The 14,399-nt window shown below is 49.1% G+C and carries 11 protein-coding genes; 6 read left to right on the top strand and 5 right to left on the bottom strand.

Annotated elements, in window-relative coordinates; translation table 11 throughout:
- Genes fdhF through NF212_RS24475 form a run of 3 tightly spaced genes read right to left on the bottom strand, consistent with a single transcriptional unit; the run spans position 1 to position 4,959 of the window.
- Positions 1 to 2,871 carry a formate dehydrogenase subunit alpha gene (fdhF, locus tag NF212_RS24485; RefSeq protein ID WP_434361578.1) on the bottom strand — a complete coding sequence of 957 codons (2,871 nt, stop codon included), beginning with the start codon at positions 2,869 to 2,871 and terminating at the stop codon, positions 1 to 3.
- Position 2,872: 1 nt separating this feature from the next.
- Positions 2,873 to 4,438, bottom strand: coding sequence for a formate dehydrogenase beta subunit (locus tag NF212_RS24480; protein WP_434361577.1), 1,566 nt, complete (start codon positions 4,436 to 4,438; stop codon positions 2,873 to 2,875).
- On the bottom strand, positions 4,435 to 4,959 hold the full coding sequence (locus tag NF212_RS24475; RefSeq protein WP_434361576.1) for a formate dehydrogenase subunit gamma: 525 nt from the start codon (positions 4,957 to 4,959) through the stop codon (positions 4,435 to 4,437). Before NF212_RS24475 ends, NF212_RS24480 begins: the two co-directional genes overlap by 4 nt.
- A 587-nt stretch (positions 4,960 to 5,546) precedes the next feature.
- On the opposite strand from NF212_RS24475, the gene NF212_RS24470 reads away from it, so the two are divergent.
- Positions 5,547 to 6,584 (top strand): GlxA family transcriptional regulator, encoded by a 1,038-nt coding sequence (locus tag NF212_RS24470; RefSeq protein ID WP_434361574.1) that lies wholly within the window; start codon positions 5,547 to 5,549, stop codon positions 6,582 to 6,584.
- A gap of 70 nt (positions 6,585 to 6,654) precedes the next feature.
- Here the strand turns inward: NF212_RS24470 and NF212_RS24465 are convergent, their stop codons facing one another.
- Positions 6,655 to 7,617, bottom strand: a complete 963-nt coding sequence (locus tag NF212_RS24465) for a sugar-binding transcriptional regulator (RefSeq protein ID WP_434361573.1) — start codon at positions 7,615 to 7,617, stop codon at positions 6,655 to 6,657.
- A gap of 364 nt (positions 7,618 to 7,981) precedes the next feature.
- Between NF212_RS24465 and NF212_RS24460 the strand changes: the two genes are divergently transcribed.
- From NF212_RS24460 to mtnA, 5 genes are read left to right on the top strand one after another with little or no spacing between them, the layout of a single operon-like run.
- Positions 7,982 to 9,517, top strand: coding sequence for a sugar ABC transporter ATP-binding protein (locus NF212_RS24460; RefSeq protein ID WP_434361571.1), 1,536 nt, complete (start codon positions 7,982 to 7,984; stop codon positions 9,515 to 9,517).
- Entirely contained in the window at positions 9,517 to 10,500 is a 984-nt protein-coding gene (locus tag NF212_RS24455) for an ABC transporter permease (protein ID WP_434361570.1), read from the top strand. Before NF212_RS24460 ends, NF212_RS24455 begins: the two co-directional genes overlap by 1 nt.
- Positions 10,501 to 10,513: 13 nt before the next feature.
- The gene (locus NF212_RS24450; RefSeq protein ID WP_434361569.1) at positions 10,514 to 11,542 is read left to right on the top strand and encodes a substrate-binding domain-containing protein; all 1,029 of its coding nucleotides are present in this window, start codon (positions 10,514 to 10,516) and stop codon (positions 11,540 to 11,542) included.
- Positions 11,543 to 11,574: 32 nt separating this feature from the next.
- Positions 11,575 to 12,849, top strand: a complete 1,275-nt coding sequence (gene mtnK, locus NF212_RS24445) for an S-methyl-5-thioribose kinase (protein WP_434361567.1) — start codon at positions 11,575 to 11,577, stop codon at positions 12,847 to 12,849.
- Entirely contained in the window at positions 12,850 to 13,944 is a 1,095-nt protein-coding gene (gene mtnA / locus NF212_RS24440; protein WP_434361565.1) for an S-methyl-5-thioribose-1-phosphate isomerase, read from the top strand. It abuts the gene before it with no gap.
- Positions 13,945 to 14,084: 140 nt separating this feature from the next.
- Here mtnA and NF212_RS24435 read toward each other — a convergent pair whose 3' ends face one another.
- Complete coding sequence (locus NF212_RS24435) at positions 14,085 to 14,288, bottom strand: hypothetical protein (protein WP_434361563.1); 204 nt, start codon at positions 14,286 to 14,288, stop codon at positions 14,085 to 14,087.
- Positions 14,289 to 14,399 lie beyond the last annotated feature (111 nt).

Below are 14,399 nucleotides of genomic sequence, written 5' to 3'. Positions count from 1 at the left end.
TTATTCTCCTTTAGCCTGATTCAAGTGCCCTATCTGTTCATTATGGAATGCGTGGTATTTATCCTGCCATCCTGACTTTTTCTCGGTTTTTGTCACCTGTACCGCGGTAACTTTGTATTCCGGACAGTTTGTCGCCCAGTCCGAATTATCAGTGGTAACCACATTGGTACCGGAAAATGGGTGGTGGAAAGTGGTGTAAACCACGCCTGGTTGCATACGGGTGCTGATTTGAACCGGTAACTGTGTTTCACCTGCGCGGCTGGTGATTTTCACCCAGTCGCCTTCTTTGATACCGCGTTCTTCCGCATCGTGTGGGTGCAATTCAAGCACATCTTCCTTATGCCACAAAACATTGTCGGTGCGACGGGTCTGGGCGCCAACGTTGTATTGGGTCAGGATTCTCCCGGTGGTCAGGAGTAAAGGGTAACGTCTGTTGGCGCGCTCGGATGTCGGAACATATTCCGTTACTACGAAGCTTCCTTCCCCTTTGACAAAGTGGTCGATATGCATCGTGGGCGTACCGAGCGGCGCTTCATCGTTACATGGCCACTGCAATGAACCGAATCGGGCAATTTTTTCATAGCTAACGCCATGGAAAGTCGGCGTAAGACGGGCAATTTCATCCATTATTTCAGATGGATGCTCATAAGGCATCGGATAACCCATCGCATCAGACAGCGCTTTGGTTACTTCCCAGTCGGCTTTGCCCGAGAGCGGCGTCATAACCTTGCGAACCGGTGAAATGCGCCGTTCTGCATTGGTGAAGGTTCCGTCTTTCTCCAGAAAGGAAGACCCGGGAAGGAATACATGCGCATACTTCGCTGTTTCATTCAGGAAGATGTCCTGGATGATCAGGCAATCCAGTGAGGTCAGAGCCGCTTCAACATGTTGTGTGTTGGGGTCTGACTGGGCAATATCTTCACCCTGGCAATAGAGTGCCTTGAATTTACCGGCAATGGCAGAGCTGAACATATTCGGGATCCGCAACCCCGGTTCGTTGTCCAGCGGCACACCCCACTCTGACTCAAACATACTCCGTACACTGTCGTCTGAAACATGGCGATAACCCGGGAATTCATGCGGGAATGAACCCATGTCACAAGACCCCTGGACGTTGTTCTGCCCGCGTAATGGGTTCACACCCACACCTTCACGGCCAATATTTCCAGTCAACATTGCCAGGTTGGCAATTGACATCACGGTCGATGAACCCTGGCTGTGTTCAGTGACACCCAGGCCATAATAAATCGACCCGTTTCGTTGGGTGGCAAATAAACGGGCAGCCCCGCGGATATCCTGGGCATCAACGCCGGTTTCTTCTTGAATGGCTTCCGGGCTGTGTTTAGGGTCAGTAATAAATGCGCGCCATTTGGCGTATTCACTGTCGTTACAACGGGCCTTAATGTAAGACTCGTCTTCCAAACCTTCTTCGACAATCACGTAGGCCAGCGCATTCATCACGGCGACATTGGTTCCCGGCCGCAATTTCAGGTGGAAATCGGCTTTAACGTGCGGGCCATCAACAATGTCAATTATTCTCGGGTCAATAACGATAAGGTGCGCCCCCTGGCGAATCCGGCGCTTCAATTGAGAGCCGAACACCGGGTGGCCGTCTGTCGGGTTGGCGCCTATCACGATAACCACGTCAGTGTGTTCAATAGACTCAAATGATTGCGTGCCCGCTGATTCACCGAGGGTGGTTTTGAGACCGTACCCGGTTGGCGAATGACAAACCCGCGCACAGGTATCAACGTTATTGGTTCCCAATGCAGCACGGACAAACTTCTGGACCAGGTAGGTTTCTTCATTGGTACACCGGCTTGAGGTGATGCCACCAACACTGTCCGGCCCGTGCTTTTCCAAAACGCTCTTTAGCTTGCCTGCCGCAAATGAAATAGCTTCATCCCAGTTCACCGTGCGCCACGGCTCATTGATGCTGTCACGAATCATCGGCTCAGTGATGCGGTCTTTATGGGTAGCATAGCCAAATGCAAACCGGCCTTTAACACACGAATGCCCCTGGTTCGCAGCGCCATGTTTGTTAGGCACCATGCGTACCAGTTGGTCTCCTTTCATCTCTGCCCGGAATGAGCAGCCAACCCCGCAATATGCACAAGTTGTGACCTTGTAACTTGTAGGTAAGCCTTTTTCAATAACACTGTTTTCAGTGAGCGTTGCTGTCGGGCACGCCTGTACACACGCTCCGCAGGAAACACAGTCTGATTCCATGAAGTTGTCGGCAGAACCTACAGAAACACGGGAACCAAAACCGCTTCCCTCTATTGTCAGGGCAAACTGTCCCTGGATCTCCGAACAGGCGCGGACACATCGGGAACACACGATGCACTTGCTACTGTCGAAGGTGAAATACGGGTTTGACTGGTCTTTGGGCAAATCAAGGTGGTTCTCTCCATCGAACCCATATCTTACTTCTCGAAGCCCGACTTCCCCGGCCATATCCTGTAACTCACAATCGCCGTTTGCAGGGCACGTTAAGCAATCCAGTGGGTGGTCTGAGATATAGAGCTCCATAACGTTACGACGTAACCTTTGCACGCCTTCACTCTGCGTTTTCACTACCATACCGGGGGCTACCGGTGTGGTGCAGGAGGCCGGCTTTCCTCTCATACCCTCAACTTCGACAGCGCAAAGGCGGCAGGAGCCAAAAGCATCAAGGCTGTCTGTGGCGCAGAGCTTAGGAATGCGGACATTAACCGTGGCTGCAGCCCTCATTACAGAGGTACCTTCCGGCACCTTGACCGGCCAGCCGTCGATGGTGAGTTCAACCATCTGCGTTGACGGTGTCGCACCCCGGGTTTTGTCTGGGGTACCGTAATCTATATCCTTTTCCGGGGTGAAATATTCAACCATCTTAATTCTCCTTGCCACCGGCTTCGCTGTTTGCGGGCAAGCCAAAGGATTCAGGGAAATGCTTGACGATGCTGCGTACCGGGAAAGGTGTCATTCCTCCCATTGCACACAGCGACCCTTCTTCCATGGTGTCGCAAAGGTCGTGTAATAAGTTAAGGGCCGATTCTTTGTCCTGGGCTGATTTGAGTGCATCAATCACTTCCATTCCGCGGACGGCCCCAATGCGACATGGGGTACATTTCCCGCAGGATTCAACCGCGCAGAATTCCATTGAGAATCGTGCCATCTCAGACATATCAACCTGATCGTCGAATACGACCACGCCACCATGCCCAACCACCGCCTTCACTTCAGCAAAGGCTTCATAATCCAGTTCAATATCCCATTCATGTTCCGGTATATATGCTCCCAAGGGGCCACCCACCTGAGCTGCAACCAACTGCCTGCCGCTGCGGCTGCCTCCCCCGTATTTGTAGATTAGTTCCCGAAGCGTTGTGCCGAAGGCTATTTCCACCAGCCCGCCCTGTTTAATGTTGCCGGCCAGCTGGACGGGAATGGTGCCACGGGAGCGGCCGAGCCCGTAATCCCGGTAGTAGGCAGCGCCCTTAGCAAGAATGATAGGAACAGACGCCAGCGATATGACGTTGTTAACCACCGTAGGTTGGCCAAAAAGCCCTTCAATAGCAGGAATCGGCGGTTTGCTGCGCACCAGCCCCCGCTTCCCTTCAATGCTTTCCATCAAGGACGTCTCTTCGCCGCAGATATACGCGCCCGCGCCCATCCGGAATTCAATCTGGAAGGTCTTTCTTGAACCCAGGACGTTATCACCAAGCAATCCGGCGTCATTGGCTAAACGGATTGCTTCCCGGAAAACTTTGCATGCAACCGGATATTCTGAGCGGGTGTAGATGTACCCATATGTCGCACCTGTTGCGAGGCCCGCAATCACCATGCCTTCAATCAACGTGAAAGGATCCCCCTCCATCAGCATCCTGTCAGCAAATGTTCCTGAATCACCTTCGTCGGCATTACATATGATGTACTTGGTTTCTGAAGGCTGGTGAAGCGTCGTTTTCCATTTAATTCCAGTCGGGAAAGCCGCACCACCACGTCCGCGCAATCCGGAATCAGTCACTTCCTCTACGATCTCTTCCGGAGTCATATGCAGGGCTTTTTTGAGGCCGGCTAAGCCGCCTCTCTGTTCGTAGTCATCGAGATCGAGCGGATCAACATACCCAACGCGTTCAAATGTCAGACGCTGTTGCTCTTTAAGGTAAGGAATTTCGGCAGTTTCCCCTAGGTATTTAGGGTGATCAGCCATTTCTCCTCCGGCAGCGAGGGTCAAAACCAGCTCAATGGCATCTTCTTCAGAAACCGGTCCAAAAGCAAAACGACCTTCGTCAGATTCGATTTCAAGCAAGGGTTCAAGCCAGAAAAGGCCATGGGACCCATTGCGGACAATGAGTGCATCTATCCCGGTACTGTCAATTGCGCTGTCACAAGCCGTTGCTACCCTGTCTGCGCCTTTTGCAACCGCAGTAGTATCGAGGGGAATATAGATCTTCATACTTCTTTTACCTCGATAGTCGGCAACGAAAGAGCTTCAATCTGTTCATCCAGTTTTTCACCAGTCATATCAGCCAAAATGTTGTCGTTGATTTTTACTGATGGTGCACAGGAACAATTCCCTAGGCAGTAAACCGGCTCCAAAGTGAAATTTCTGTCAGCCGTTGTTTCATGCCAGTCCAGACCAAGCTTTGCTTTGGCATGAATCTCCAGTTGTCGGGAGCCCATAGCCTGGCATGCTTCGGCACGGCAAATCTGGATGGTGTTTTTACCAGGCTTCTCTTGTTTAAAATCGTGGTAAAAAGTGATGACACCGTGTACGTCGGCATCTGAAAGGCTCAACGCTCTCGCAATAACGGGAACGGAAGCTTTGGGAATATAGGTTAGTGCATCCTGGATGGCGTGAAGAACCGGCAGCAATGCACCGTCAATATCCTGAAAAGAATGAAGAATATCATTTACTACAGGAAGCTCTGTATCACTGAGTCCTATAGTCTCTGGCTGGTTTACGTTGACTGTCATTACCCACTCTTCCTTGATTTTTAACATTATATTAGCTTTTTACACAACCCTCCGGTTTAGCTGACAAAGACTCTGATTTATCAATTTAAGACGCTTTGCTGTCAAAAGCTGCCGCATTACCGAAACATAATCCACGGTGTTCTTAGTATTATTCCTATCACACACATTGAAAGTGCTTATAAGATGCTGAATTCATACAGTCATATATATTTAGTGCTCTAAACATAATAAAAACATTCAATCACTTACGCCTAATCTCAATATTAAGACATTCGAGAAATACCCTACTTTCTTCACAGATTTTGTTGTGGTTAGAAGATATTTTTCGATTTAATGATTACGTTTAGTTTACATTCATTAAACAGATAAATAACTGAATTCTGTCTTGCAGAATCGCAATAAACAGCCGGTGAATTTGCAGAGATAAAATGGAATTATCATTTCACCGGTCTGGCTCTATAAAAGCAGGTAAACAGATCTGTAAAAAGCAGACTCCTGTGAGGGTCATTACGCCAGAGTGTTTCGATACCCACTCAGACGTAATGAGAGCGATGTCATGTCAGTCGACAAGTAAGGGAGCATGGTCGATGAGCATACTTAATAACACTCCGGTGCAAGCACCTGTTCAGGTAGGTTTCTTTCTCACTAAAGGGTTTACCTTAATTGCGATGGCGTCTGCTGTTGAAGTGCTGCGAATGGCCAACCAGTTATCCGGCCAGGTGCTTTACCAATGGCATACGTTCAGTGACGACGGAGAACCGGTTGCAGCCAGCGATGATCTAAAGGTCAGCGTTGATTCAGCCATTCCGACCACTATCAACCTCGATAACCTGATTGTGTGCGGGGGGATAGGTGTCACTAAAAGTGCTACGCCTAAGGTGCTTAACTGGCTGAATAATCTTGACCGGCATCATGTTCGCCTTGGCGGTATCTGCACTGGCAGTTATGTCCTGGCTAAAGCCGGTCTGATGGACAACCATTGCTGCTCTATCCACTGGGAATACCTTGCCGGATTCCAGGAAGCCTTTCCCAACGTAAAGATCAGCAACCATCTTTTTACACTGACCGACAGACGAATGACGAGTTCCGGTGGCACAGCGCCAATGGACATGATGCTGACACTTGTCGCCCGCCAACACGGTAACAAGTTAAGCGCAGCGATTTCTGAAATGTTTATCTGCGAACGGATCCGTAAAGGTGAAGATGCCCAGAAGATCCCGCTCCGCAGTTTAGTGGGAACATCCCAGCCAAAGCTCCTTGAGGTGGTAACGCTTATGGAGGCTAACCTGGAAGAAACCATTGGTATGGATGAGCTGGCAGAATACGTTAACCTTTCGCGTCGTCAGCTCGAACGCCTTTTCCAGAAGCACCTTAAATGTTCCCCGTCCCGCTACTATCTCCACTTGAGATTAAACCGGGCTCGACAGCTGTTGAAGCAGACTAATTTGCAGATTATTGAGGTCGCCATTGCATGTGGATTTGTTTCTACACCGCATTTCAGTAAATGCTACCGGGATTACTTCGGAATTCCGCCAAGGGATGAGCGACTGGGAATGATCGAAAAAGAGGTTTCCGCTGCAGAAAACGAACCAACCTTTGCATCAGTAACGCTGGCAGCCGGTTAACTAATCTAGAAAACGCTTTCTTCTGCAATGAATCAGCCGGGCAAATTTCAGCCCGGCTTTCTTATACCTGTTAATCCTGGGAATCCAAGAGGAAACGCCCTGTCTCTTCATCAGCGATCAAGTCTGAAACGTAACCTCCTCTAATCGCTCCCAGTGTCGCTTCGAAATTGGTTTTTCCAGCAGCTAAAAATATTCGACGTTCTATTTGCCTGAGTTGGGCCAGGGTAATCCCCAGAATCCTTCTATCGATATCAGCGTAAACCGGATGCCCGTGTTTATCGTAGAACCGGCCACAAATCACCCCTACAGCGCCTAACGACCTGAACCCTTCCATATCTTTTGCGGAAAGGACACCCGCCCGAATCAGGGGGTTTTCGTCCTCGGCATTACCGACAACGAAAAACGCCTTGTTGCATTTCGTTAAATACGAAAAGTTGTCACGGATAATGGGCTCTGCCTGCAGCTCTTCTGCCAGCCTCGCACTGGACACCACAGCCGGTACATGAAGATTGACACAGCGGCCTGATAACTTATTGGCAATCTGGGAAGATGACTCAATGGTAGTAAAATCCGGTTGTGCGGGCATAGAACCCATCATCTGCAAAACTGTCACATCACGGCAGGACTTAGGCACCATTACCTGGCTCATCAGGTGAATTGTTCTTCCCCAGGCGACACCCAGTACATCCCCGTCTTCAATTACCTCATTAAGGTACGCCCCTCCTGCCCCGGCAAACCGGTTCCGGGATGAAGCCTGATTACTGTCCGGAAGAATAACGACATTGCTTAAACAGAATTTCTTTTTGATTCGCAATGCCAGATCAATATTTGAATAGCTGTCGAAATCCAGCGATATCCTGACCAGCCCTCTTTCCCTTGCAACCTGAAGATATTTAACGACGGTTACACGGGACAGTCCCATTGCCTTCGCGACATCAGTTTGGCTCATTCCATCCTGGTAATAGAGCCATGCGGCCTTAAGAACAGGGTCACTGTCAAAAGCATGATTCGATTTGACTGTACGCTTTGCCATAGATATCTGCTTCCAGAGTTTGTCTGAATAGACTTTTGTAATTTTAGACTAACATTTGTTAATCAATTTACAGTTCATCTCTTGGTTGATGCATTCTCAATATTTAGATTATTTATCTTTGCACATTGCGACTTGCATACATTGTCATCTCAAAAGGCACTACATTTATCACGTTGTTAATTATAATATTAATTAGATTGTATGACTTGAATAGATAAATAAACGCCCTTGTCTGATTAATAAGATTTCTGTCCAACAGTAAAACAATCACCAAACAAAAGAATATCTTCCCTGCCAACCTTTCAATTCCCTCCTACATTTTAACAATTGTTAAAGTCATCTAGACATATGTTGTAGGTGAAAAATGACTTTTACCCCTAACACCATCAAGATCTCATCCGTTAAAAAGCGGTTTGCACATAACACCGTTTTGCATGGTATTGACCTGACACTTCACGGCGGGAAAGTAACCGCCCTTCTCGGAGCGAACGGCGCCGGAAAATCCACCTTGGTCAAAATTCTCAGCGGCGTTTATGCAGCTGACGAAGGGTTGATAGAAATTGATGGTGTTCAGTGTGATGTCTCGTCACCGTACAGAGCACGAAAATCAGGCATCGTTACCGTCCACCAAATTATTAATGAAGGTGTCGTACAGGACCTCACTGTCGCAGAAAATCTGTTGCTGGATAAATTGTGTGATGGGAGGTTGCCAACATTACTTAACCGAAACCGGCTAAATAAGGAAGCCCGTGCCATAGCGGAATCTATCGGCCTTGACCTCCCGCTTGATAAACAGGTTTCCGAACTGAGCCAGGCAGACAAGCAACTCGTCTCCATAGCAAGGGCACTCTCAGAACAGCCTAAGTTACTTATTCTCGATGAACCCACCTCAAGCCTGTCCGAAAACGAATCAATAAGCCTGTTCAATGCTGTTAAGGCGTTATGTGGGCAAGGTGTCGCTGTTTTGTATATTTCACACAGAATGTCAGATATCCGTGCATTGGCAGATGAAATCTCAACCCTGAGGGAAGGAAGGATAGTCGGTCAGTTTTCTCCTCCATTTGATTTTAATGCCGCAGTAGATTCAATGCTCGGTCACGCCATCGGCGATATATCGCATCCCTACCAGCCAGGTTCAAAAGAAACGCTTCGCTTTGAACAAGTGCGCCTGAAAAAAGACGCCAGACCATTCAATCTATCGCTTTATTCTGGACAGGTCACTGTACTCACCGGTTTGCTTTCTTCCGGGTGTTCCCACGTTGTAGAAGCTCTGTTTGGCATGCGAAATTTCGAAAGTGGCCGTGTCTATTTTGAAGGCAGAGAGTGGGCGCCGGATTCCCCATATCAAGCTGTCAAAGACGGCGTTTTTATGGTTCAGGAGGACCGTGGAAACAATGCCCTTATTCCGGCATTTTCGATAGCCGACAATACCAGCCTGCCTTTCCTGTCCCGGTTTTCGAACTGGGGATTTATGGCCCGGAATAAAGAAAACTCGGCCATAAACAAAGTACTGGCTAAAACACAGGTTAAATATTCAGACAGCGCACAAAACATCACTACGCTCTCCGGAGGTAACCAACAAAAAGTGATGGTTTCCCGCTGGTTACTTGAGTCTGCACGGGTTTACCTCCTTAACGAACCTTTCCAGGGCATCGATATCTCATCACGCAGGCAGATAGGTGCATTGTTGCGTGAACTCTCCGCTCAATGCGCGGTTGTTGTTGTTTGCAGCGATATTGAAGAGGCTTTTGAAATTGCCGATCGCATCATTGTGTTTAATCACAATAACCTGGCTGGTGCACATACTGTAAACACGCTGGATACCAACCTGTTAATCAGCCAAATTGCGGCAGCTCCCGGTCAGGCTGAACACCCCCAACATGTCTTGGAGAATACCTGATGACTGATCTTAGGGCATTTGCCATTAAATACGGCCTCCTTATATTGCTCGCTCTGATGCTGGTCATCTTCTCACTGTCTGAGCCCGCGTTTCTCAGCACGATCAATATGATGATTATCCTGCAGTCAGTGTCCATAGTGGCCATCCTTGCATTGGGGGTGACTGCAACGCTGGCAGTAAACGGCTTTGACCTCTCTATCGGGTCAACAGCTGCTATATCGATGATGACATCGAGTTACGTGATGGTTGTCTGGGATGGGGGAACCGTCTTTGCCCTCACCGCAGCTATTGGCATTGGCGTTATTGTCGGGTTGATCAACGGGTTCCTGACGGTACATATGCGGGTACCGGACCTGCTTGCCACTCTGGGAATGATGTTCCTGCTGTTGGGTCTTCAGTTGATCCCGACCGAAGGGCGATCCATTTCTACTGGAATGAGCCTGGGCGATGGCGAGATAGCTTCAGGCCGGTTTACCGAATCATTTCTCTACCTTGGGCGCGCCCGGCTTTTTGACATTATCCCGGTACCCGTTGTCATCATGTTGATTCTTGCTGCCATTACCTACCTGTTTCTTGAAAAAACCCGACATGGCCGGGTGATGTACTCCATAGGCTCCAATGAAAGGGCTGCGCTTCTGGCCGGTGCCAGGGTAAAGCTCTACCGGTATGTTGCTTATGTCATGTCTGCAGTTTATGCCTCTGTTGGCGGGATACTTCTGGCTGCCCGAATAGGCCGCGGAGACGTCAGTTCCGGTAATTCGCTGTTAATGGATGGCGTTGCCGGGGCATTGATAGGCTTTGCGGTATTTGGTGCTGCCCGCCCTAACGCCCAGGGGTCGGCCATCGGGGCGCTGTTCGTCGGAGTCCTGCTAAATGGCCTTACCATGATGAACACCCCCTACTACACCCAGGATTTCATTAAAGGCGCAGTATTGGTTGCTGCGTTGATGTTCACCTTTGGACTGACAAACAAACGTTCATAAAGAGGAATGGAACATGAAAGGATACAAGGCCCTGCTTATGGGCGCAGCACTTACAGTGACGTTGACCGGCATGGAAACTATGGCAGAAGTTACCTCACCGTTTGCCGGAAAAGATATGAAAATTGCTCATGTTCGCTATCTGTCCCAGGGGGATTTCCCTGAGCTTTACCTGAAAGGCGTAAAACGGCAGGCAGAAGCATTGGGACTGGAGCTTGATGTTTATGATGCCCGGCAGGATGCAGCCTTGCAACGTAGCCAGTTGGAGCAGGCTATTTTAAAAGGTTATGACGGCATTGTACTGCAACACGGCTTTACCGATTCCCTAAAAGACCTGGCAGATCTGGCCGTTCAGAACGGTATCAAGATGGTGGCCTTTGACGTGAATGCAGAAAACCCTGACATTCCCCAGATAAATCAGGATGACCATATGATCGCCCGTATGGCATTGGAGCAGGCGGTGAAGGACAACGGAGACAGCTGGAAAGCAGCGTATGTCTACGTGCCGGGTATCCCACCACTGGATCGCCGGGATGAAGTCTTCTCCGAGTTCAAGGAGCGCTACCCGAACATCAAGGAAATATCCCGTTTTGGCACACTAAACAACCCAATTCCCAATATGGTAGCGGACCAGGCGGCTGCGGTCTTTCGTGCTAACCCTGATATTACCGTAGCATTTTCCCCTTATGACGAATTTGCCAAAGGCATCAAGATCGCCGTTGATGAAGCCGGCTTGTCATCCAGCGTGAAAATATACAGTGCCGATATATCCAACGCTGACATCCATGCCATGCGGGAGCCGGGCAGCGCCTGGGTGGCAACAGCCGCGACCAATCCGTCAATTATGGGGGAAGTCAGCGTCCGAGCACTGGCTTACTTGCTTAAAGGTGAATCCGTCCCTCACCAAGTGACAGTGTCACCAATATTGGTCACACAGAAAATGCTGAACGATCAGGATATCAAAAATATGGATGATCTCATCCAGAAGATACCTGCTTTCTCAGAGTCAACAACGCTGGTGCCGGACTGGATGCCGATGCCTTAGTCATCCCACTTAACGGAAAGAGAGACTGGGTCATGAACATTTCAACACCTGACGGCTACTACCCGCTTACTGTCGCTTCGCTGGCACAATATCTTGCCAACACGCTGCCAAAGAGCCTTTCACTGCAAGGTCGCCCTGATGAGTGGGAAATCAGTGAAGTTGGGGACGGCAACTTAAATCTCGTGTTTATCGTGCAGGCACCGGAAAAAACACTGGTCGTGAAGCAGGCGTTGCCCTACGTCCGTGCGGCAGGCGAAAGCTGGGCCCTGTCTCTCAGCCGTTCTTATTTTGAATACAACATCCTTGTAGAAGAGCGAAAGCATACCCGGCCTGAATTAGTACCAGAGGTATTCTTTTACGATGAGGCCATGTCGCTCTTTATTATGGAATACCTCCACCCTCACATCATACTCAGGAAAGGGTTAATGGCTGGTATCGAGTACCCAAAACTGGCCGAACACATAGGTGTCTTTCTTGCTGAAACCCTGTTCCATACTTCTGATATTGGTATGGAAGCCTCTGCCAAAAAGGATCTTGTTTCCCGGTATGCCAAAAACCAGGAACTGTGCAAAATTACCGAAGACCTGATTTTTACCGAACCCTACTTTAATGCTGAGCGCAACGACTGGACCTCACCGGAGCTGGATGAAGCTGTTCATTCGGTTTGGCAGGACAGTGAACTGATCCAGGTGGCCATGCAGTACAAGCTGAAGTTTATGACTGAGCACCAGGCTTTGCTTCACGGTGACCTGCACTCCGGCTCCATCATGGTTACGGCAGATGAGACCAAGGTTATCGATCCGGAATTCGGATTTATGGGACCGATAGCTTTTGATACAGGCAACTATGTCGGCAATCTCTACATGGCGTTCTTTTCCCAATTTGGTCTGGAAACAGACATGGATAAGCGCGCCGCCTACCAACAGTGGATACTGGATAAAATAGAGGAAACCTGGACGGTATTTGTCACTCGTTTTTGCGACCTATGGGACAACAAACAACAAGGCGAGGCGTACCCGGTAGAAATATATCACTCTGCCGACAGATCACTTCTCCGCAACGCGCAGAACCTATTTTTTGAATCACTTTTTGTCGACACCTTGGTCAACGCTGGAATGGAGATAAACCGGAGGATTATCGGGTTCGCCGGTGTCGCCGACTTTAAATCTATAGAAGATCCTCAGGTTCGTGCCCAGTGCGAGGCTCCTGCATTGGCCCTTGCAAGAGAGATCATGATTAACCCCAACAGCTACCGAAACTTCAGGGATGTAAACCAAAAAGCAACACTCTTGTTTAAGGGGATATAAATGAAAATTGACGGCATCCACTACCGTTCTTTGTGGCTTAACGAAGACGGCGTTTCAATTTCGATTTTTGACCAGACAAAATTACCATTCCTGGTAGAAATTATCACGTTAAGCAATGTCTCTGAGGTCGAGTATGCCATTCGCCATATGCAGGTTCGCGGGGCTCCGCTCATAGGCGCAGTCGCAGCTTATGGCCTTGCGATTGCGATGAACGAAGACCCGGGTGACGATAACCTTTACCTGGCGTACAAAACGCTTGTTTCAACACGCCCAACCGCCATAAACCTGAAATGGGCGTTGGACCGCCTGCGCACAGAGCTGACAAGCCTTCCTCCTGAGCGGCGAAAGGATATTGCTTACCAAACCGCAGGGATAATCGCTGACGAAGACGTGACGTTTTGCAAAGAAATTGGCAGGCATGGCAAGGCGATTATTCAGAGCCTATACGAGAAAAAAGGCATTGGGGACACCGTTAACATCCTTACCCACTGCAATGCAGGTTGGTTGGCAACTGTGGACTGGGGTACCGCTCTGGCACCCATTTATATGGCGCACGATGAAGGTATTAAAGTGCATGTTTGGGTTGATGAAACCCGGCCTCGCAACCAGGGAAGTTTGACAGCGTTTGAATTGGGCGCACACGGTATAGAACACACCCTGATTGCCGACAATGCCGGAGGGCACCTGATGCAGCATGGTTTAGTGGATATGTGTATTGTCGGTTCAGACAGGACAACCGCCCGAGGTGACGTTTGCAACAAAGTGGGAACCTACCTGAAAGCACTTGCAGCAAAAACGCACCATATCCCTTTTTATGTTGCACTCCCTTCATCAACCATAGATTTTGAAATCTGGGATGGGTTACATGACATTCCGATTGAAAAACGCTCACCGGACGAAGTATCACGAGTTTTTGGAATAGGGCCACAGGGTAAACCTGGCTGGGTCGACATCTTACCGGAAGGCACACCTTGCGAAAACTATGCCTTTGATGTGACACCGGCAGAGTTTGTAACCGGCTTAATTACAGAAAGAGGTACCTGCCGGCCCCTGGCTAAAGATCTGAAGGCTTTGTTTTCGGATCTGGTTCCGTGATTGGAGTTAGACACCCAATGGGTACTCAGAGTATCCGAAAAAGCGGGTAATTTACGCAGTGTCCATTCGCCTTCACCAAAGATTTTCTGTCCGGTCACTACAATCACAACGTGGGTTACAGCCCCTCGGCTGGGCAGGTGTTATCGCACATCTACTTTCTTAACCCGTTTTTTGACGGAACGGTAGCTGGGTGACGCTAGGAAGATATCCATCAACATGAAAATGGAATTGGTAAAGCCTTTCAGAGTGCAAAGCTCGCAATGCCACTCATACCGAAGAAGCTGCGTAGTAAAATCCTGTAATTTATCCTCTATCTGCGCATACACATTAGCGCTGTCTGCCATACCGTTCCTTGTGGTCGAACTCTGTATAAATACACGCTGCTCACTACCAGTCATGAAACCATTCTCGTGTTAACTCCGGACATCCTTGCGTCATATTTACGCGCATCTCTC

This window comes from Parasalinivibrio latis, from assembly GCF_036825535.1.
GTDB lineage: Bacteria > Pseudomonadota > Gammaproteobacteria > Enterobacterales > Vibrionaceae > Parasalinivibrio > Parasalinivibrio latis.
The sequence above is the reverse complement of the archived record's forward strand: the minus strand, read 5'-3'. Positions and strand labels throughout refer to the sequence as shown.

Coding starts and splice junctions, on each gene's coding strand:
- fdhF (WP_434361578.1), bottom strand. CDS start 2,871: ATGGTTGAATATTTCACCCCGGAAAAGGATATAGATTACGGTACCCCA.
- NF212_RS24480 (WP_434361577.1), bottom strand. CDS start 4,438: ATGAAGATCTATATTCCCCTCGATACTACTGCGGTTGCAAAAGGCGCA.
- NF212_RS24475 (WP_434361576.1), bottom strand. CDS start 4,959: ATGACAGTCAACGTAAACCAGCCAGAGACTATAGGACTCAGTGATACA.
- NF212_RS24470 (WP_434361574.1), top strand. CDS start 5,547: ATGAGCATACTTAATAACACTCCGGTGCAAGCACCTGTTCAGGTAGGT.
- NF212_RS24465 (WP_434361573.1), bottom strand. CDS start 7,617: ATGGCAAAGCGTACAGTCAAATCGAATCATGCTTTTGACAGTGACCCT.
- NF212_RS24460 (WP_434361571.1), top strand. CDS start 7,982: ATGACTTTTACCCCTAACACCATCAAGATCTCATCCGTTAAAAAGCGG.
- NF212_RS24455 (WP_434361570.1), top strand. CDS start 9,517: ATGACTGATCTTAGGGCATTTGCCATTAAATACGGCCTCCTTATATTG.
- NF212_RS24450 (WP_434361569.1), top strand. CDS start 10,514: ATGAAAGGATACAAGGCCCTGCTTATGGGCGCAGCACTTACAGTGACG.
- mtnK (WP_434361567.1), top strand. CDS start 11,575: ATGAACATTTCAACACCTGACGGCTACTACCCGCTTACTGTCGCTTCG.
- mtnA (WP_434361565.1), top strand. CDS start 12,850: ATGAAAATTGACGGCATCCACTACCGTTCTTTGTGGCTTAACGAAGAC.
- NF212_RS24435 (WP_434361563.1), bottom strand. CDS start 14,288: ATGGCAGACAGCGCTAATGTGTATGCGCAGATAGAGGATAAATTACAG.